At 35.1% G+C, this 20,701-nt stretch carries 24 protein-coding genes; all 24 read right to left on the bottom strand.

The window, feature by feature from the left end:
* Positions 1 to 4: 4 nt before the first annotated feature.
* Positions 5 to 1,594 carry a flagellar basal-body MS-ring/collar protein FliF gene (fliF, locus tag AQ616_RS13105; RefSeq protein WP_017796668.1) on the bottom strand — a complete coding sequence of 530 codons (1,590 nt, stop codon included), beginning with the start codon at positions 1,592 to 1,594 and terminating at the stop codon, positions 5 to 7.
* 54 nt (positions 1,595 to 1,648) lie between these two features.
* Positions 1,649 to 1,957: a flagellar hook-basal body complex protein FliE gene (fliE, locus tag AQ616_RS13100; RefSeq protein WP_017796667.1), complete on the bottom strand. Its 309-nt coding sequence runs from the start codon at positions 1,955 to 1,957 to the stop codon at positions 1,649 to 1,651.
* 16 nt (positions 1,958 to 1,973) lie between these two features.
* Positions 1,974 to 2,429, bottom strand: coding sequence for a flagellar basal body rod protein FlgC (flgC, locus tag AQ616_RS13095; RefSeq protein ID WP_017796666.1), 456 nt, complete (start codon positions 2,427 to 2,429; stop codon positions 1,974 to 1,976).
* Position 2,430: 1 nt separating this feature from the next.
* Positions 2,431 to 2,823 carry a flagellar basal body rod protein FlgB gene (flgB, locus tag AQ616_RS13090; RefSeq protein ID WP_069685964.1) on the bottom strand — a complete coding sequence of 131 codons (393 nt, stop codon included), beginning with the start codon at positions 2,821 to 2,823 and terminating at the stop codon, positions 2,431 to 2,433.
* A gap of 436 nt (positions 2,824 to 3,259) precedes the next feature.
* Positions 3,260 to 4,039, bottom strand: coding sequence for a GTP-sensing pleiotropic transcriptional regulator CodY (gene codY / locus AQ616_RS13085; RefSeq protein WP_017796664.1), 780 nt, complete (start codon positions 4,037 to 4,039; stop codon positions 3,260 to 3,262).
* A gap of 27 nt (positions 4,040 to 4,066) precedes the next feature.
* A complete protein-coding gene (gene hslU / locus AQ616_RS13080) occupies positions 4,067 to 5,464 on the bottom strand; it encodes an ATP-dependent protease ATPase subunit HslU (protein WP_017796663.1) in 1,398 nt (465 codons plus the stop codon).
* 17 nt (positions 5,465 to 5,481) lie between these two features.
* Complete coding sequence (gene hslV / locus AQ616_RS13075; RefSeq protein ID WP_017796662.1) at positions 5,482 to 6,027, bottom strand: ATP-dependent protease subunit HslV; 546 nt, start codon at positions 6,025 to 6,027, stop codon at positions 5,482 to 5,484.
* Between the two features lie 10 nt (positions 6,028 to 6,037).
* Positions 6,038 to 6,955, bottom strand: a complete 918-nt coding sequence (xerC, locus tag AQ616_RS13070; protein WP_017796661.1) for a tyrosine recombinase XerC — start codon at positions 6,953 to 6,955, stop codon at positions 6,038 to 6,040.
* 285 nt (positions 6,956 to 7,240) lie between these two features.
* On the bottom strand, positions 7,241 to 7,561 hold the full coding sequence (locus AQ616_RS13065; RefSeq protein ID WP_017796660.1) for a hypothetical protein: 321 nt from the start codon (positions 7,559 to 7,561) through the stop codon (positions 7,241 to 7,243).
* A gap of 113 nt (positions 7,562 to 7,674) precedes the next feature.
* A complete protein-coding gene (gene topA, locus AQ616_RS13060; RefSeq protein ID WP_069685963.1) occupies positions 7,675 to 9,753 on the bottom strand; it encodes a type I DNA topoisomerase in 2,079 nt (692 codons plus the stop codon).
* Between the two features lie 102 nt (positions 9,754 to 9,855).
* Positions 9,856 to 10,740, bottom strand: a complete 885-nt coding sequence (gene dprA / locus AQ616_RS13055) for a DNA-processing protein DprA (RefSeq protein ID WP_069685962.1) — start codon at positions 10,738 to 10,740, stop codon at positions 9,856 to 9,858.
* 122 nt (positions 10,741 to 10,862) lie between these two features.
* A complete protein-coding gene (gene sucD / locus AQ616_RS13050; RefSeq protein WP_017796657.1) occupies positions 10,863 to 11,765 on the bottom strand; it encodes a succinate--CoA ligase subunit alpha in 903 nt (300 codons plus the stop codon).
* A gap of 45 nt (positions 11,766 to 11,810) precedes the next feature.
* Positions 11,811 to 12,971 (bottom strand): ADP-forming succinate--CoA ligase subunit beta, encoded by a 1,161-nt coding sequence (sucC, locus tag AQ616_RS13045; protein WP_017796656.1) that lies wholly within the window; start codon positions 12,969 to 12,971, stop codon positions 11,811 to 11,813.
* 139 nt (positions 12,972 to 13,110) lie between these two features.
* Positions 13,111 to 13,395, bottom strand: a complete 285-nt coding sequence (locus AQ616_RS13040; protein WP_069685961.1) for an EscU/YscU/HrcU family type III secretion system export apparatus switch protein — start codon at positions 13,393 to 13,395, stop codon at positions 13,111 to 13,113.
* Positions 13,392 to 15,149, bottom strand: coding sequence for a hypothetical protein (locus AQ616_RS13035; protein ID WP_069685960.1), 1,758 nt, complete (start codon positions 15,147 to 15,149; stop codon positions 13,392 to 13,394). Before AQ616_RS13035 ends, AQ616_RS13040 begins: the two co-directional genes overlap by 4 nt.
* 14 nt (positions 15,150 to 15,163) lie before the next feature.
* The gene (locus tag AQ616_RS13030; RefSeq protein ID WP_069685959.1) at positions 15,164 to 15,952 is read right to left on the bottom strand and encodes a ribonuclease HII; all 789 of its coding nucleotides are present in this window, start codon (positions 15,950 to 15,952) and stop codon (positions 15,164 to 15,166) included.
* A gap of 158 nt (positions 15,953 to 16,110) precedes the next feature.
* A complete protein-coding gene (gene ylqF, locus AQ616_RS13025) occupies positions 16,111 to 16,968 on the bottom strand; it encodes a ribosome biogenesis GTPase YlqF (protein WP_069685958.1) in 858 nt (285 codons plus the stop codon).
* A 2-nt stretch (positions 16,969 to 16,970) separates the two neighbouring features.
* Positions 16,971 to 17,552, bottom strand: coding sequence for a signal peptidase I (gene lepB / locus AQ616_RS13020; RefSeq protein ID WP_017796651.1), 582 nt, complete (start codon positions 17,550 to 17,552; stop codon positions 16,971 to 16,973).
* Positions 17,553 to 17,701: 149 nt separating this feature from the next.
* Positions 17,702 to 18,046, bottom strand: coding sequence for a 50S ribosomal protein L19 (rplS, locus tag AQ616_RS13015; RefSeq protein ID WP_017796650.1), 345 nt, complete (start codon positions 18,044 to 18,046; stop codon positions 17,702 to 17,704).
* Positions 18,047 to 18,174: 128 nt separating this feature from the next.
* Complete coding sequence (trmD, locus tag AQ616_RS13010) at positions 18,175 to 18,915, bottom strand: tRNA (guanosine(37)-N1)-methyltransferase TrmD (RefSeq protein WP_069685957.1); 741 nt, start codon at positions 18,913 to 18,915, stop codon at positions 18,175 to 18,177.
* Positions 18,915 to 19,430 carry a ribosome maturation factor RimM gene (gene rimM, locus AQ616_RS13005; RefSeq protein WP_017796648.1) on the bottom strand — a complete coding sequence of 172 codons (516 nt, stop codon included), beginning with the start codon at positions 19,428 to 19,430 and terminating at the stop codon, positions 18,915 to 18,917. Before rimM ends, trmD begins: the two co-directional genes overlap by 1 nt.
* Before the next feature lie 15 nt (positions 19,431 to 19,445).
* Entirely contained in the window at positions 19,446 to 19,835 is a 390-nt protein-coding gene (locus AQ616_RS13000) for a YlqD family protein (RefSeq protein WP_069685956.1), read from the bottom strand.
* Positions 19,836 to 20,079: 244 nt separating this feature from the next.
* On the bottom strand, positions 20,080 to 20,307 hold the full coding sequence (locus tag AQ616_RS12995; RefSeq protein WP_017796646.1) for a KH domain-containing protein: 228 nt from the start codon (positions 20,305 to 20,307) through the stop codon (positions 20,080 to 20,082).
* Positions 20,308 to 20,320: 13 nt separating this feature from the next.
* Positions 20,321 to 20,593: a 30S ribosomal protein S16 gene (rpsP, locus tag AQ616_RS12990; RefSeq protein ID WP_011065932.1), complete on the bottom strand. Its 273-nt coding sequence runs from the start codon at positions 20,591 to 20,593 to the stop codon at positions 20,321 to 20,323.
* Positions 20,594 to 20,701: the final 108 nt, after the last annotated feature.

Here is a 20,701-nt window from a genome sequence, read left to right as displayed (position 1 = left end):
CCTCCTAATCTTCACCAATCCAGCTACGCAATAGTTTTGCAAAATCCTCTGGTTTTTCTTTTGCTATTTTCTCTAATTGCTTTCTTCTGATGGTAGCATCTGATTCTTCTTTTTCTGGCAAGTCCGGTATCGGTGTTTGCTCATTTATTTCTTCATACTCATCGACTACTTCTTCGGATGTTTTTCGATTTCGTATTAAGAAGAACAATAATACAATAATAACGAGTAGTAAGATTCCTGCTACAACATACAACCAAGTTGGAATACCAGCTGTACCTTCTGAGCCTGGTGTAGTTGTTTCTGTAAATTCTTGAAATACGATTGAGGTTTTATCATCAGGTACTAAATCTTGGTTGTACTCACCATCGATAGATGAAGTAATAATCGAATTTAAAATGGAACTTATCCCTTCCTCTACAGAGGTCTGCTCTTGTTGTGAGAGGTACTCTACCTCATTATTTACATTTCTCGTATTGTTCACTGCCACTTGAATACCTAAATCTCGAACTTTATAAGGACTTTCTACAATATCACGACGAATTCGATTAAATTCATAATTAATCGTTTCTTTATCTAGTTCATACTCTCCGTCTCCATTATCACCAGCTGGATAGTTGGCTACGTCTTCCTCACCAGTACCTGCTGCTCCAGCCTCTGCTGCACCTTCACCAACGTAAGATTCTTGAATAGTTTCTAAACTAACTGGTAATCCTTCCATATTTTCTATGTCTACTGGTTCCACTAATTCTTCTGTTCGATTCTCTTGCGTAAAATCTATGTCTGCTGTAACGGAGACAACAATATTTTCATTACCTACCATCGTTCCTAGCATTTGTTGCAATCTTCGTTGTATATCTCTTTCCACTTCTTTTTTCACAGTTTGTTGATGTGTATATGTATCTTGATTCGCCGCTTGTTGAGTATTTTGATCAAAATACTCAAAATATTGATTCATAATAACAATATTTTCTGCCGGTAAATTTGGAACTGCTTTAGAAACTAAATGATATAGTCCTTCTACTTGATTCCCTTCAAACTGATATCCCGGTTGTGTATTTAAGACGATCGAAGCACTTGCTTCACCCGTTACCTCCGTAGCAAACACTGGTTCTTCTGGAACATTTATCATTACTTGTGCATCTTGAATTCCTTCAACACTTTTGATTAAATTCGCAAGTTCTGTTTGCATGGCATCTAACTTCATTACGTTAAACTCATTATCTGTAATGCCCCAAGAAGTGTTTTCACTAAAAAATGAATAATCAATACTACCACTATTTGGAAGTCCCATGGCTGCCAAATCTAACAATAATGTATCAACCTGCTCTTCCGGAACTGTAATGGTTGATCTTCCATTCTCTAACTCAAAAGGAACGCCTCGAGACTCTAACTCGGTAGTAATTTGACCAGCTTCTTGCGTTGATAAGTTGTTATAGAGTGGTACATAGTTTGTGTTTGTCGATGCAAAAGTAATTACACCTATTAGTAAAATGATTAGAAGAAATCCCCCTATGAAACTTCCCTTTTGAACTTTGGAACGGGAAGCCCAAAATGTCGTTAAGGAATCCTTCCCTTTTAAAAATTTTTCCTTCATATACTTCCCCCACTAAACACATATAAATTAAAAGAATTAATGATATCCACTAAGTTATACTTGCATTCTCATTACTTCGTTATATGCGTCAATCACTTTCTTTTGCATCTGAACAGTAGTTTCAAGTGTTACACTCGATTTTTGTGCAGTAATCATAACATCATGCAAATCGTCAATCTTCCCACTTGCAAATGCTTCTGTCTTTTTATCCGATTCTAATTGAATATGGTTTAGGTCTTCAATCGCATTTTTTAATGTAGAAGCAAAATTCGCTTGCACTTCACTAGGTGATTGTTTAACTTGATTAACCAATTCTTTTGATTGAATCGGAGTGACATTATTGCTCATAATTGAAATAGTCATATCGATCACTCCTTATCTATTTACCAATTTCTAATGCTTTCATTAACATGCCTTTACTAGCATTCAAAGCTGTAATGTTCGCCTCATAGGACCTAGTCGCACTCATTAAGTCAACCATTTCTTTTAAAGGGTCCACATTAGGCATTTCGACATACCCTTGTTCATTTGCATCCGGATGCTGAGGATTAAACACTAATTTAAAAGGTTCATCATCCTCGGTAATGGATGTTGCTTTTACACCAGACGCAGATGTAGACGCAGAAGATGTTGCATGTTTTAAAACATTTTTAAACTGAGTTTGATCTGATTGTAAAGTAACCATTTTTCTACGATATGGCTCAAATTCCCCATCTTCATTTATCGTTGCTCTAGTAGATTGAGCATTAGCAACGTTTGAAGAAACGATATCCATCCTTAATCGCTGCGCTGTTAATCCACTAGCACTCGTATTCATAGAATTAAATATGGACATTCTAGTTACCTCCTCTAATCACGGTTTGCAGACTTCCAAATTTACCATTTATTCGATCAATCAAACCGTTATAATAGATTTGATTTTTTGCCAACTCGGCCATTTCTTTATCAACATCAACATTATTCCCATTGTGGTTATAAGCCGTAGAGTGATTAGTTACATATCGATAAGGAGATGAGAATGACTGATTAAACGACAAATGACGATCGTTCGTTCTTTTTGCATCTATCGTAGCCATTGTATTTTCTAATGTATCTTTAAAAACAACATTTTGCGATTTGTACCCGGGCGTATCTACATTTGAAATATTATTAGAAATTGCATTATTCTTCGCTGTTGAATAATCTAGTGAGTGTTGTAACTTAGATATAGTACCTGAAAATAAATCCACCTCTTAATCAACCCCTTCATTATTTTTAACACCCAAAAATTCCTATGCTGATACGAACATTTTAAGTTAAATGTTTTACAAAGTCTATGTATTTTCGACATTTTCCTTCATTTGAAACAAAAATGACCATAATTAACTAGGTCTTTTATCCCTGATGATTTCCTTTTTTTGTAATTAGATACACTAGACGACAATTTCCGCTATTTAATTTTGGTAATATATGGAATAATATCATAGTTTTAAAGGTAAATTGGAAAATTTATGTATATAGTTAGTCTAATATACTGGGTTTTATTACCCACATAATGTATCTTTAGTATAACAAAAAAAAGAGTCGATTTTCATCGACTCCTTTACATATTTGTGAAAATTTTACATTATATTCAAATTTCCAACATAAATCTTCATCTGTAACTTCTCCTACTAGAAACTCGCTTTATCTTGTACGTAACTTTTCTAGCTCTACTAAGAATTTATCGTTCAGTACTTTAATATACGTACCTTTCATACCTAGTGAACGAGACTCAATTACTCCGGCACTCTCTAATTTACGTAGTGCATTTACAATTACGGAACGAGTAATTCCTACTCGATCTGCGATTTTACTTGCAACCAGTAATCCTTCTTTACCATTAAGTTCTTCGAAGATATGATCAATAGCTTCTAATTCGCTGTAAGAAAGTGAGCTGATCGCCATTTGTACTACAGCTTTACTACGTGCTTCCATTTCTATTTCTTCTGTTTTTTCATGCAGAATTTCCATTCCTACTACTGTTGCACCATATTCTCCTAATAGTAAATCATCATCACTAAAGCTTTCGTTAACTCTACCTAAAATTAACGTACCTAAACGTTCTCCACCACCGATAATCGGAACAATTGTTGTAAGTCCATCTTTAAATAATTCCTTGTTTTCTACCGGGAACACTGTGTGAGTACTTTCGATATCCAAGTTTGCCGTAGTCTCACGAATATCGTGCAATCCTCTTGTATATTCTTCTGGGAATTGACGCTCTTCTAACATAGATTTCATACGCTCGTTCTCAATCTCTTGATTTACAGCAAACCCTAATAGCTTTCCGCGTCTACTTACAATATAAACATTCCCACGAATAACGTCGCGTAATGATGCAGACATTTCGTTAAAATTCACTGACTTCCCTGTTGCTGTTTGTAACATTGCATTGATTTTTCTTGCTCTACTTAATAAATCCATGATATTTCCTCCATTCAATATTTTAAATTATAGTATGAATTGGCTTAAATCTTTATCTTGAACAATAGATGATAGTTTATCATCGACATAACCAACCGTAATTTCAATTTTTTCCATTGTTACTTCTGGCGCCTCATACGATAAATCTTCTAAAAGTTTTTCTAATATCGTATGTAATCGTCGAGCACCAATATTATCTGTGTTTTGATTTACTTGATAAGCAATTTCTGCTAGTCTTTCTATAGCCTCGTCAGTAAATTCAACATTTATACCTTCTGTTTGCAGCATAAGCTGATATTGCTTAATTAAAGCATTGGAAGGTTCCGTTAAAATACGTTTGAAATCTTCCACTGTTAATTTTTCAAGTTCTACCCGAATTGGAAATCTCCCTTGTAATTCCGGTATCAAATCAGAAGGTTTTGACATATGAAAAGCTCCAGCAGCAACAAATAACATATGATCCGTTTTTACAGTTCCATGTTTTGTTACAACAGTAGAACCTTCAACAATTGGTAAAATGTCTCGTTGAACACCTTCTCTGGATACATTTGCTGCATTCTCTTGTTTACCAGCTACTTTATCAATTTCATCAATAAAGATAATACCAGATCCTTCTGCACGAGCAGTAGCTTCTTGAGCTACTTCATCCATATCTACAAGCTTTTGAGCTTCTTGTTGTGTGAGTACTTTACGAGCCTCTGATACTGGTAATTTTCTTTTTTTCTTTTTCTTTGGCATAAACTGACCAAAAGCATCTTGCATATTCATTCCCATTTGCTCCATACCCGATCCTTGTAACATATCAAACATGGATGGAGGAACTTCATCAATCTCTACAGAAACAAGATGATCCTCGAGTTCTCCAAGAGATAATTGATGAGTGATTCTTTTTCGTTTTGAACGAATTTCATCATGTGAATCTTGTTCCGTCGCTTCATCTTCTCCATCAGATCCATCTGATTGGAATAACATTTCGAATGGATTTTTCATAGCTGATTTCTTTTTAGAGTCAGGAACTAATAGTTTTACTAACTTTTTATTAGCTTCTTCCTCCGCTTCACTCATTACTCCAGCCATTTTTTCTTCTTTTACCATACGCACTGCCATTTCAACCAAGTCTCTTACCATGGATTCTACATCTCTACCAACATACCCAACCTCAGTAAATTTTGTTGCCTCAACTTTTATAAAAGGTGCTCCCACCAATTTCGCAAGTCTTCTAGCAATTTCTGTTTTTCCTACACCGGTTGGACCAATCATGAGAATGTTTTTAGGGACAATTTCATCCCGGAACCCTTCATCTAATTTCATTCTCCGATAACGATTACGAAGTGCAACCGCTACTGATTTTTTTGCTTGCCTTTGACCAACAATAAACTGGTCTAACTGCTCAACAATTTGCCTTGGGGTATAATCCATTCCCATTAATGGATAGCCTCCTTTTATTCAAGTACTTCTAATGTAATTTGATCATTAGTGAACACACATATTTCTCCTGCAACTTCTAATGCAGAACGAGCTATATCAGCAGCAGACATATTATCAGCATGTCTGACAAGCGCTCTTCCAGCACTTAAAGCATAATTCCCACCTGATCCTATAGCTAATATGCCGTCGTCAGGTTCTATCACTTCACCAGTTCCAGATACCAAATACATATGTTCTTTATTCATCACAATTAACATTGCTTCTAATTTACGAAGTACTTTATCTGTACGCCATTCTTGAGCTAGTTCTACCGAAGCTCTTGTTAAATTACCATTAAATGATTGTAGCTTGGTCTCAAACTTTTCAAACAAGGTAAACGCATCCGCTACCGAACCAGCAAACCCTGCAAGAACTTTTCCATTATAGAGAGTTCGAACTTTTTTCGCCTTGTGCTTCATTACAACGGAGTTACCTAATGTTACTTGACCATCTCCACACATGGCGCTTTGACCCAGGTGTTGCACAGCAAAAATAGTTGTTGCATGCATTTCCATTGTCATTACCCTCACCTCATCTTTTGTTCCCATTTGCTCTAGGGTGACTTTTCATATAAGCTTCCCGCAAATGATCTTTTGTCACATGTGTATATATTTGTGTCGAGGATAGGCTTTCATGGCCGAGCAACTCCTGTACGGATCTTAAATCAGCACCCTCATTTAATAGATGCGTTGCAAATGTATGTCTCAACTTATGAGGATGTACATGTACAGTCAAAGAGGCTCTTTCGACGATTTTATTTAAAATGGTACGAATTCCTCGAGTGGTTAGATGACGTCCACGGGAATTTAAAAAAATAAATTCCGTGTCTGAATTACTTTTTTGTAATAACTTGTTTCTTCCTTCTTGAAGATAAGTCTCTAACGCTATTTCAGCGAAACTTCCAAATGGTACGTAACGTTCTTTACGTCCTTTCCCTCGAACAAAAATAGTACCGATTGAAAAGTCGATATCTTGTAAACGTAGGTTTTGACATTCACTCACACGAATTCCAGTTCCATATAACATCTCTAATAAAGCTTGATCTCTTTGCCCCAATGGAATTGTTATATCGTTAACCTCAAACAATTTATCCAATTCCTCTTGATACAAAAAACCAGGAACCGGTTTACTTGTTTTCGGCAGATGTAACTGTACAAAAGGGTTTCCTTCCACATATCGTTCTCTTTCTAGAAATCTGTAAAAACTTCTTAATGTAGATATTTTTCTTGAAACGGATCTACGGCTAAGTTCTTGCTTATATAAAGAAGTTAGAAAAATGCGTACATCTTTATATGTTACATTTGCAATATGAGATATCCCCTCTGAGTGAAGGAAATCCGCGAAAATTTCCAGATCATTCCGATAATATTTCACGGTGTAAGGTGAAGCGTTTTTTTCTATTTGTAGAAATTCTACAAATGTGTCTATATATATTTCTAATGGGTTCATACCTACGTCCACCTCATTGCACAGCGAATAAATAATAACACACTCTAACCGATAAAGCAATGAACTTAACTAAATTGTAACAAAATTCAGAATGATATACAATCTTAATGACTTTGCAATGATATTATTGCAAAATAGCCGATTGTCGTGTGTAAAGTATTTTACCTTACCAAAGAGTGATTATAATAAGAAAATGGCTCCTAGTCAAATATCAAATCTTATAAACATAAAAAAAGTCGATATCGTTGAATATTCTGTGAACTACATAGTCTCTATATTTCCAATTTAAGAATTATTTATACCCATTTCAGATAATTTTCTTTGTGTGTCTTTGGTTCCCAGTTTTTTTATTATCGAGAATAAGTTATTTATATCTTCCTTATAACTATCTCGCTCATCATCAGCACCCCATTCATCGAAGGGTTTAAAACCAATATACTTCATTGCATTTTTGGATTCTTTATCAAGACGAGAGAATATTTCCTTTATTTCCAGTACTTGTTCATCCGTCGCTTTAATTTCAAATTCAATTTCATTGTCTGGAACAGAGAAGGTTCTAATTTCCTTGGTATCAATGGTTACATAATATATATTGTGAGTATCCACTGTAATCCACTCCTTATATACGTAAGTATTCCCATTGCATATTTAAGTAAAACGTATTAAAACAAAAAAAGACTTATAGAGGGGAGCTAATCCAACTCTACAAGTCATACAATTTAAGTCTGAGCTACTTCTTTATATTCACAATTTGTACACTGGACCTGTGTATCTTTCTTATTCTTTTTCTCTACTAGCATAGACTCACATTTTGGACATTTTCTAGCAATTGGTTTGTCCCATGAAACAAAGTCGCATTCAGGGAAGCGGTCACATCCATAGAATGTTCGCTTTTTCTTTGATTTTCGTTCAACCACATTGCCTTCTTTACATTTTGGACAATCCACACCAATTTCTTTTAAGATTGGTTTTGTATTACGACACTCTGGAAAGTTTGAACAAGCGAGGAATTTTCCATATCTCCCCATTTTATAAACCATTTCATGACCACAATTCTCACAATCGATTCCTGCTGGTTCATCTCTTATTTCAACTTTTTCCATCTCGTCTTCTGCCTTATCAAGTCTTACTTTAAAGTCTTTGTAAAAACTATCAATAATTTGTTTCCACTCTATCTTTCCTTCTTCAATAGAGTCTAAATCATCTTCCATTTTTGCAGTAAAAGCTGCATCGACTACTTCAGGGAAAAATTCAATCATTAGATCACATTTAATTTCTCCAAGCTCAGTCGGAATAAAGCGTTTATTATCCATCGATACATAACCCCTACGTTGAATAGTGTCTAGTGTAGGAGCATAGGTAGATGGTCTTCCTATGCCTATCTCTTCCATTGTACGTACGAGACGTGCATCTGTGTATCGAGGAGGCGGCTGTGTAAAGTGCTGATTCGGTTTAATTTCTTTTGAATCAACCTGCATACCTTCTTCTAAATCAGGTAATAATTTATCTTCTGTTTTCTTGTTATCATCGTTACCTTCTACGTAAACTTTCATGAAACCCTTAAACTTAATTTTTGATCCAGTTGCTCGGAATTCAATGTTATTGTTTAGTAAATGGACGGTCATTGTATCCATCACTGCTGGAGCCATTTGACTAGCTACAAACCGTTCCCAAATCAGTTTATATAAACGCAGTTGGTCTCTAGATAAAGTATTCTTTAAAGTTTTCGGATCTCTTACAGCAGAAGTTGGTCGAATCGCTTCGTGCGCATCTTGCGCTCCTTCTTTATTCTTCGTTGATCCTTGTTTACCTAAATACTTCTCTCCATAATTATCTTTAATATAGTTCTTTGCTTCTTCTTTTGCGGTATTGGATATTCTAGTAGAGTCAGTACGCATATATGTGATTAAACCAGTAATCCCTCCGGATTTTTTACCTAGGTCAATACCTTCATATAATTGTTGCGCAATCATCATCGTTTTCTTTGCACGGAAGTTTAGCTTTCTTGCAGCCTCTTGTTGTAGAGATGAGGTAGTGAAAGGTAGAGCAGGATTTTTCTTTCTTTCCCTTTTCTTCACTTTATCTACTGCAAATGTTTTCCCATTTAATTGTTGTTTAATATCTGTTACATCTTGTTCGTTTTTTAGTGCTACTTTTTTTCCATTTATTCCATAGAAGGATCCTTCAAATGTTTCCTTATCCTTTTGGAATTTTGCATCTATAGACCAATACTCTTCTGGCTTAAAATTTTGTATTTCTTTTTCACGGTCTATAATCATTTTCAAAGCAACTGATTGCACTCTTCCTGCACTTAGTCCTTTTTTTACTTTCTTCCATAGTAATGGACTAATATTATAACCAACCAATCGATCCAACACTCTTCTAGCTTGTTGGGCATCAACTAGATCTAAGTCAATTGCTCGTGGATTTTTGAATGACTCTTTAATTGCCTCTTTTGTAATTTCATTAAAGACAACTCGACAATTAGAGGAGGGATCGACACCTAAAATATATGCAAGATGCCATGCAATCGCTTCTCCTTCTCTATCGGGGTCGGCAGCAAGATAGATTTTTTTTGCTTTTTTTGCTGCTTTACGTAATTCTTTAAGAATATCACCTTTACCACGAATGGTTATATACTTCGGTGTAAAATTATTTTCAACATCTACACCTGTTTGACTTTTAGGTAAATCACGGATGTGACCCATGGAAGCCTTTACGGTATATTTTTTTCCTAAATATCGCTCAATCGTTTTTGCTTTTGCTGGAGATTCAACGATAACTAAATAATCTGACATGTACCTTCCTCCCAAAATGAGGTTGACAATTTTACGAAATGAAATCTTTTCTAATACTAAATATAGATCTCTGTTTTGTCAAACACTTCAGTTAAAACATTTTTAATTTTCAAGTAAAATTCCTTCATATTCTATAGTAATATCTTTTGTTTCTTGGACTAATTTTGCACCATCTTGAATCATTTGGTGACAGCCCTTTGTTTGTTGCACCCATGGATTTCCTGGTATCGCAAATACTTCTCTTCCTTGATCAAGGGCTTGATCTACAGTAATAAGTGTACCACTTCGTTCCATCGCTTCAATAACAAGTGTTCCCATCGTCAAGCCACTGATGATACGATTTCTTTCTGGGAATTGGTGACGTTTTGGTGGTTGGTCAGGGGGATATTCTGTAATCACTAATCCCTTTTGTGTTATTTCATGAAACAATGGTAAGTGCTCGCTTGGATATATATGATGAAATCCTCCCCCTAAGACAGCGATTGTTTTTCCATTGCGATATAAAGCCATTTGATGAGCAAAACTATCAATACCTCTAGCCATACCACTTACAATTACCCAGCCTTGTTGAATTAATGGTAAAATAACAGCCATTTTCCTTTGAGCTTGTGATGTAGGATTCCTTGTTCCGATCACACTTAAACTAGGTAATTTCTTTAAAATATCTACATCACCTAACGTGTATAAAACGATAGGAGCGTCCTTAATAGTATTTAACATAGGTGGATAATATTCGTCAACTATGGTTACAGTTTGATAAAGTTGCATATCTTTAATTACTTGTTTTTGTAAACCTACATTATGAAGATCAGAATAAATATATTCCGCTTTTTTCAAGGAAATATGTAACCAACCGGAAAGTTGACTTGCAGAGGATTGATAAGTTTTATTTAATGAAGGATCAAGTTGAAGAATGTTACGTAGTAATGAGCGAGTAATAGAACGGCATCTAGAAAGATGGACAATTTTCGCTTTCAATAATTCCAAGCTACCACTTCCTTTAATTAGATATATTGGAAATAGAGATTGGAATAAAAGAAACCAAACGAATTGACTTATTGAAATCGCTCGTTTTCTTAGTATAGAATATCCCAATCTCTATTTTTTATTTAATGTGTTTTACACTTTTCATCTAAGCCTGTTTCTTTTAGTACTTCAATCATCGTTTCTCCCATCACAGCAGGAGTATCAGCTACTTTGATGCCAGCAGCTTCCATCGTACGTATTTTTTCATCAGCCGTACCTTTTCCACCAGAAATGATTGCACCAGCATGTCCCATACGTTTTCCTGGAGGTGCAGTTGCTCCTCCAATGAAGCCAACAACTGGTTTATTCATATTAGCTTTCACCCATTCAGCAGCTTCTTCTTCTGCAGTACCGCCAATTTCACCAATCATGATTACTGCTTCTGTTTCTGGATCTTGGTTGAATGCATCCAACACATCGATAAAGTTCGTACCATTTACAGGATCTCCACCGATACCGACTGCTGTAGTTTGACCATAACCGGCTTCTGATAATTGATGTACAGCTTCATACGTTAATGTACCAGAACGAGAAACAACACCAATATGACCTTTTTTATGAATGTAGCCAGGCATAATACCAATTTTTGTTTCATCTGCAGTAATCACACCAGGACAATTTGGTCCAACTAAGCGTGTCTTCTTACCTTCCATATAACGTTTTACTTTGACCATATCTAATACTGGAATATGTTCCGTAATACAAATGACAAGATCTAATTCTGCATCTGTTGCTTCCATAATTGCATCTGCTGCAAAAGGTGCTGGAACATAAATAACGGAAGCAGTCGCACCAGTAGCAACGACAGCATCTTTTACCGTATTATATACAGGTACTCCTTCAACTTCTGTACCTGCTTTTTTAGGCGTTACACCTGCAACGATTTTAGTGCCATAATCTAGCATTTGTTTTGTATGAAAACGTGCAGTTCCGCCAGTAATTCCTTGGACAATCACTTTTGTATCTTTATTAATATAAACACTCATTTTCGTCCGTCCTTTCCTTATCGTAAAATTCTCGGTTTAATACGCTTATTTTACTGCAGCAACAATTTTCTCTGCCCCATCAGCCATAGATGTTGCAGAAGTAATATTTAATCCAGATTCATCTAAAATTTTCTTACCCGCATCAACGTTTGTACCTTCAAGACGCACAACTAGTGGAATCTCTAAACCAATTTGTTTTGTAGCTTCTACAACACCTTCAGCAATAACGTCACACTTCATAATTCCACCAAAAATATTAACAAAAATACCTTTTACGTTTTTATCTGAAAGAATAATCTTAAATGCTTCTGTTACTTTCTCTGCAGTAGCACCGCCCCCTACATCAAGGAAGTTAGCCGGATCTCCGCCATAATGTTTAATAATATCCATGGTAGACATAGCAAGTCCTGCTCCATTTACCATACAACCAATGTTTCCATCAAGGGATACATAGCTTAAGTCATACTTAGAAGCTTGGATTTCTTTTTCATCTTCTTCTTCAAAATCTCTTAAATCTTGGATATCTTTATGACGATAAAGAGCATTATCATCAAAGTTTAATTTTGCATCGAGCGCTAACACTTCACCATCACCAGTTGTTACTAATGGATTAATTTCAGCAATAGAGCAATCTTTCGCAACGAAGGCATCATATAAAGCAGACATAAATTTCACTGCTTTCCCTAGTAATTCTTCTGGAATATTTATATTAAATGCTAGTCTTCTAGCTTGGAAAGGTGTTAATCCAACAACTGGATCTATTACTTCTTTAAAGATTTTTTCTGGAGTCGCTTCAGCAACTTCTTCAATTTCAGTTCCACCTTCTTCTGATGCCATCATAACAACTCTAGAAGTGGCACGATCTAATACTACCCCAACATAATATTCCTTTTGAATGTCACAGCCTTCTTCAATAAGTAAACGTTTTACTTCTTTTCCTTCAGGTCCAGTTTGATGAGTTACTAATGTCTTTCCTAATATTTCATCCGCATATGTACGAACTTCATCAAGACTTTTTGCAACTTTAACTCCACCTGCTTTACCACGGCCACCAGCATGAATCTGTGCTTTGACAACGTTTACAGATGTGCCAAGCTTTTCCGCAGCTTGTACAGCTTCGTCCACTGTATATGCAACATAGCCGTTAGGAACCTTAACCCCATATTCCCGTAAAACTTGTTTACCTTGATACTCGTGAATGTTCATCTTCCATCCTCCTATCAAATTCAATGCATTACCATTGTATTAAAAAAATGAGAATTTAACAAGAATTAGCGAATAACGTTTGATAATTTCAACTAACATTAGATAAAGGAAGAACGAACCGTCCCCTATGTAGTCAAGATTAACTGTATGAATCAGTATTCGCAAATTCTTTATCTGCTTTGTAAACAAATGCAAACACTTCCGCAACGGCCATGTATAACTCATCTGGAATAGATTCATTAATGTTTAATTCTGCAAGTATTTCTACTAAAGATTCATCCTTCATAACTGGAACATTATTTTCTGTTGCTCGCTTTATAATTTCATCAGCGACTAATCCCTTCCCAGTTGCAGTAACTTTTGGTGCTATATTATTGTCTTGATTATAACGAAGTGCTGCTGCCTTATGTCGTTTTTCTATCATACTCTAAAATCAACTCCTTGATATGATGATGGATGATATCGCTTTTCCCGATGTTCTTTATCACCTTCATTCAAACTATCCATTGCTTTAATATGTACAGATGATAGTCTATAATCATTTTGCTTCAAACCTTGATTTAAATTTTCTTTCATCGCTCCTACAAAATTTTCTAGATCGGTGAAATCATTATAAATCGTAACTGTTACATTTCTCTTTTGAACATGCATATCAATTACTGTATCTTTTAAATTATTCAAACTTAAATAAAATAAAACACGACAATACTCCGGATCAATCTTTCCATCTTTTGTTTTTTTACTTTCAAACTGTAAATCTATATCTTTTGCTAATCCTAATTTCTGAGCTGGTATTTGTAAAAAAGCCTGTAAAAATCCGTTAGATTCTGTTATGGAATTAATTTGAATCCCTTGAATATGATTTAAAAGTTGTTGTGCTTTTTCAGCTAAACTACCGCTAGAGCTCTGGACAAGTTGTATCAATTGAGCCTTTACATTATTTATATCTATTTGCTGATGTGCTAACTGGTGCTCATAATTTAGCCCCGCACGTTGATTCATCCATTGTACTTGTTGTAAAAATAATTGCTGTATTTTTCCTAACTGCGGTGAATGATTTAGTACAGGATTCTGTAATGTTTTCAACATATTATAAAGTTCATGGTACGTATTAGGATTGTTTAATGTTTCTAAAAAAGACCTTGGTTGTCCTTTCATCAAGGCTTCAGAAAACCGAAGGGATATTGATTCGGGTAATAAATCCGCTATTTTTTGGAAATTAATAAGATTTTTTGAGTGCCTCACACTCCCATCATTCACTTGTAACATTGAACGAGTAAGCTCGATTATTTTTGATTGATTTGCTGTTAATTGGTCGATCCCTTTCATTAACGCTGAATGATCCATAGAAAAAGGAAGAGCTCTACCTTCTACCAATGATTTAGGGGTATTTTCCACCATTGACATCCATGCTTGATTCCACTGATTTTTAGTTATCGATGGTGAAATCATACCGAGATTTTTAAATATATGATATAAATTTCCGTTAGTTTGAGTGTTATTTAGATCAGAAGCCATGTATTTAATAATCGACATATTTTCAGTTTTAAACCCTGAATTTACTTGTTCAAGTTGATATAAGAGAGGGTTAAATCTTATGTTTTGATTTCGACTTTCCTTTAATAAAGCTTCTATCGAATTACTAATACCACCGGTAGATAATTTCATTGTCGATTGAAATATGGCATGGGAAATAGGCAGCTTTTTTTCCATTAGATTATGTAATACTCCAAACTGTTGTTTTATTGGAATTTCTTTAGCCTCTCTTGATTGCAATAAATGAACAGATTGTATAAATGAGTTCTGATTAAATGGCATTTGCTGCTTGATTAAGGACTGCATAAATGCGACTGATATCTTTGTCGGCTTTAATCCTAATTGCTGAATCAATTGTATTGCAGATTGCTCTGTATTATTTTTGAAGTTATTTGCTAATACTTGGAGATGAAGAATTTGATCCTGCGTATGTTTTACTTGAAAATGATATCGTTCTCCTATAATTAGAGGTGTCTCCAACTGCGCGATCATCTGCTTACCAGCTAGGTTAATTTTTGCTTTATGATCAGGAAAAAGCTTTATTACCTTTCCTTGAACAACATCTCCGGATTTCAACTGTTGATGTGATGGTAAATGGACTTGTTGTACAGCTTTATCACCTAATAAACGATGAATACTCATAGAATCACCTCCGATTATTTTTTCAATGATGATGTAAATGGATATTTATGTACAGGCGCAAACGAATAACGATGATAAGGAGTAACACCATAGTTTTCTAAAGCCTGGAGGTGTTCCTTAGTACCGTAGCCCATATTGGAATTAAATCCATATACTGGATATTCCTCATGTAACTCTTTCATCCAATTGTCACGTGCAACTTTTGCTAAAATACTAGCTGCCGCTATATGTACGCTAGCAGCGTCGCCTTTAATAATTGCTTCATATGTGCAGTTTAGTCCTTCTAACGGGACAGCATCTATTAATGCATGGTCTGGGTATGGTTCTAGTCCACTAATTGCTTGTTTCATTGCCTGTTTTGATGCTTCATATATATTAATTTCATCAATAATGGTATTATCAACAAATGAAATTTGATAGGCGATTGCATGTTGTTTAATGTAGGTACTATATGTATTTCTTTGTTCTTCAGACAATTTCTTTGAATCATTAATACCCAAAAGGTAAAAGTCCTTTGGTAAGATAACTGCTGCGGCAACTACTGGACCAGCTAATGGACCTCGCCCTACTTCATCCACACCAGCAATATAATGATTTCCATTACGATAAGCTTCATTTTCATAAGTACTCATTTTGATGAACGCTTGTTCTAGTGCAACTTGTTTTTCTTGTTGTTTTTCATAACGTTTTAGTAATGCTTGCACACCTTTTCTACTATCTTTGTATAATTCTTCTATGTCCTTATTATTTAGTTCTCCGTTGTTTAATTGTGATTTTATATTTGCAATAGAAGTTGATTTCATATTTTTCCTTCTTTCATTATTTATCGGCTCATTATGATTACATATAAATAATTTCATTTCTCTCCTGGACGATCCAATACACACGCAAACATCCATGAAGATGACAAAATGCCAACTATTCATGGATGCTATTATTCGTGTTCCTATTATCATATCTGCTATGATACAGGGCTATCCTCTGGTTGTTCCAATGTTATTGTCCCTAATCGTCCTACACGTAAATCACGGATAACAATATCAGCTACTTTATCATAGTTTACTTGGCCGCCGCTTTCCAAAGCGCCTCTAATCCTACCTATGGATTCGAATACTTCAACCATATCTTCCATTTCCTCTAATTGGTATCTGTCTTTTAATTGAGTTGGATAATGCTCTGCCATGTAACGAATAATAAATGCAGTCACATCGGGTAGTGGTAATAATTGATCTTTTATTGTTCCAATTGCAGCTAGACGATATCCTACCACTTCCTCCTCAAACTTGGGCCATAGTATTCCAGGAGTATCTAATAATTCAAAGTCTTTTTTCACTTTAATCCAAAGCTGTTGTTTCGTTATCCCTGGACGATCTCCTGTTTTAGCTATTTTTTTATTTGCTAAGCGATTAATTAACGTTGATTTTCCAACATTTGGTATTCCCACAATCATTGCTCGTGCAGGTCGAGGCTGGATACCTTTTCGTTTTAATTTCTCCATTTTTTCCTGACCAAGTAATTTTGCTTGTTGGATAACCTTTTGTATGTCTGCTTTATGATTTACATTCACATCAATCGCTTGAATGCCTTCCTGGTTAAATTTTTCAACCCATCGTTTTGTTACTTCTTGATCTGCAAGGTCTTTTTTCATTAGTACAATTAATTTCGGTTTATTATTTAACACTTGTTTTAGCATTGGATTTTGTGATGAAAGAGGTGCTCTTGCATCTACTAATTCAATTACAAAGTCAACTAATTTTAATTTCTCTTCTACTTCTCTTTTTGCTTTTGCCATATGGCCTGGAAACCATTGTATAGCCATTTTTATTCTCCTTTTCCTATCAGATGAATTCGATCAAATGGCCAGTAAACAAAGCTTGCTTCTCCCACCAGTTCTTCCATTGGTACAACACCTATCATACGAGAATCGGTTGAATTACTACGATTATCTCCTAATACAAACACATGTCCTTCTGGTACTACATCATAATTTCCTGGAAGCTGTTCCAGCGTAAAATCATTTGTAAGTGTTTGGTAAGATTGCAAGTTCTCTTTTTGTTCATTTAGAAATGGCTCTTCTACTTCTTCTCCATTAATGTACAACGTATTATCTTCTACAGCTACATGCTCCCCAGGTAAAGCGATTATTCTTTTAATAAAATCTTTTTGGGTAGGTGCGTGAAACACAACAATATCAAACCGTTCTGGTTCACCAATTGTATAAGATAACTTATTGACAATCATTTGATCACGGTCATGCAACGTCGGGAACATCGACGGCCCTTCAACTATTATTGGTGCAAATAGGAACATTCTTACAAGGAATGCTAGTCCAAAAGCTAATAATAGTGCTTTAATCCAATCTAACCATTCGTTTTTCTTTTTATTTTCTTTATCCCTAGCCATCCAGTCCCCTCCGTGTCTTATCTTTCTACTATATATTGTAAGCTAAATATGTGTTTCTAGACAACTCAAATATAATAGATATGTAAAAAGGAGCTTCTGCTATCAATAGCAAAGCTCCTTTCTTTCGTTTATCCTTGTTTGCTCGACTCTTATCGACGTTCTTTAATACGAGCTGCTTTTCCACGTAGATTACGTAGATAGTAAAGTTTCGCACGACGTACGATACCGCGACGAGAAACTTCAATTTTATCAATTCTTGGTGAATGTAATGGCAATGTACGTTCCACACCTACACCGTAAGAAATCTTTCTTACTGTAAATGTTTCGCTAATTCCACCGTTTTGGCGTTTAATTACAACACCTTCAAACACCTGAATACGCTCACGGTTACCCTCAACAACCTTTACGTGTACTTTTAAAGTATCACCAGGTCGAAAATCAGGATGATCCGTACGTAATTGATCTTTTGTAATGTCAGCGATTAATTGTTGCATGACTTTCACTCCTTCCAAACTAATGCTCATGAACAAGTAAGGACAGCGGAACATCGTTTATCGTACTTATACGCACATAAGCACAATTATTAATATACCATAACAAAATAGATTGTTCAACTAGCTATTTACAAAATTTCATCGGATTTATCATTCTTTAACGTTTTTTTGTCTTCATCAGTCAATTCCATGTTATCCAATAAATCCTTACGACGATTCCATGTTCGAAGAAGCGATTGTTTTCTTCTCCAGGAGGCAATATTAGCATGATTCCCGGAAAGTAATACATCCGGTACTTTATACCCTCTGAAATCGGCTGGTCTTGTATAATGAGGATGTTCCAAAAGGCCTGTAGAAAACGAATCCTGTGGGGCAGATTGTTGGTTTCCAAGTACATCAGGTAATAGTCGAACCACACTATCTACTACTACCATCGACCCTAATTCTCCTCCAGTTAGAACATAATCACCAATTGATATTTCATCGGTAACGATGTGCTCTCTAATCCGCTCATCATAACCTTCATAATGTCCACAAATAAAAATTAAATGATCTTCTTTTGCTAGTTCTTCCGATTTTTGTTGTGTTAATGTTTCACCCTGTGGACACATTAAAATAACCCTAGGATTTGAATTTCGCTTACTTTTTACTGCCTCAACCGCATCAAAAATTGGCTGAGGAGTCAGTACCATTCCTGCTCCGCCACCATAGGGGTAATCATCCACTTTTTGATGTTTATTCTTGCTATACTCTCTAAAATTCACAACTTCGTAAGTAAATTGTTGTCGTTCTACTGCTTTATTCAAAATGGAGGACTGAAATACGCCATGGAACATTTCTGGAAATAATGTCAATATATCAATATGCATTAATCAAGCATTCCTTCCATTAATTGAATCTTGATTATTTTGTTTTCATTATCTACTTCTTTCACAACCTGCTCAATATATGGGATTAACAAATCTTTCGCATTTATACGTTGTACAACCCATACATCATTTGCTCCAGGGGAGAGTATTTCTTTTACTTTTCCTAATTCCTCTCCATCAGTTGTAAATACTTTACAGCCTACTATTTCATGATAATAGTACGCTCCTTCTTCCAAATCAGTTAATTGATCTTCATCAATGGATAACATCAATCCCTTAAAAGCTTCAACTTCATTAATATTTTTATAGCCTTTAAACTGTAAAAGATCAAACCCTTTATGGACTCGATGTGTAGCAATTACTAATGGCTTATATTCCCCCTGATTATCTTGTAAATACACTGTATTACCTGAGGAGAATCTGTCTTCAAAATCTGTAATTCGAACAACTTTCACTTCACCACGTATACCATGAGTATTTACAATTTTTCCTATGTTAAACTTACCTTCACTCATTTTTAATCACCTGCTTTATTCATCAATACGTATAACCTTATCATCTTTAATAATAATTGCTTGTTCCTTCATTAGTTTACTCCAATTTGTACCAACTTCGACCTCAACAAGAGCTTCAACCTCATCTTCAATAATTTCACTTCCAATTTGGATTTCATTAAGTTGTTCGATTTTAAAATCAAGAAGTTTTATCTTTTCTTTTCGATTGTTAATTTCTTGTTCAAATCGATCTTCTATCTCTTGATGATTTACAGAAGCTTTATGCTGTAACTTGCGCTTTTCAAACTTTAACTGTTGACACTCTTGTTCAAGACGCAATTTATGATTATAAAAGCCTTGGTATATACGTTGTTTACTTGTTTCGGTAACGACTTGTTTTACTGTAATTTTCTTTACTATTTTCACAACAACTACAGCTCCTACCCTACACTAATAGATTTTTCTATTTCACAAAATATTATCACAAGGTATAAGTACAAACATTATTATATAGGCAAAACAAATCCATTCATATTAATATATATTGTAAGAAATCCTGATCTTAACATTTTAAACGTAGTATGAAATAAACTCAATTACTTTAATCACTGAACTAAAACTGAAGTGTAAAAAGGGAAAGAAGAACCCAATATTTGGGTCAACTTTCCCTTTACATAATATCCAAATAAATACGTTTATTACCTTCCGTTTTTGCAGCATAAACAACTGTTCGAATCGCTTTAGCAATTCGACCGTTCTTACCAATTACTTTTCCTACATCATCCGGGTGCACTGTTAAATGATACACGACTTTGGATTCTTCCTCCGTCTTATTAATAACAATTTCTTCCGGATAATCAACTAACGAGGCAACAATCGATTCTATTAGGGCTTTCATGATATCACACTACTTATTTTGAATTTTTTTGTTCGTGGAATTTTTTCATGATGCCTTCATTTGAGAATAGATTACGAACAGTATCACTTGGTTTAGCGCCTTTTGACATCCAATCAAGAGCTTTTTCTTCATCTATTTTAACTTCTACTGGATTCACAACCGGATTATACGTACCAATTTGCTCAATGGAACGACCATCACGTGGAGAACGTGAATCAGCTACTACAATACGATAAAATGGGTTTCTTTTAGATCCCATACGTTTTAAACGAATTTTTACTGCCATGCTTTTGCACCTCCAATAAATTGTTTTTCATTTTTAAACTCAGCTTAATCGTCAGCTTTTAATGACGAGTGCCTTAGTAGTAATTAATACAGGCAATAACTTTTATCC

It is taken from the genome of Oceanobacillus sp. E9 (genome assembly GCF_001741975.1).
Lineage (GTDB): Bacteria > Bacillota > Bacilli > Bacillales > Amphibacillaceae > Oceanobacillus > Oceanobacillus kimchii.
The sequence above is the reverse complement of the archived record's forward strand: the minus strand, read 5'-3'. Positions and strand labels throughout refer to the sequence as shown.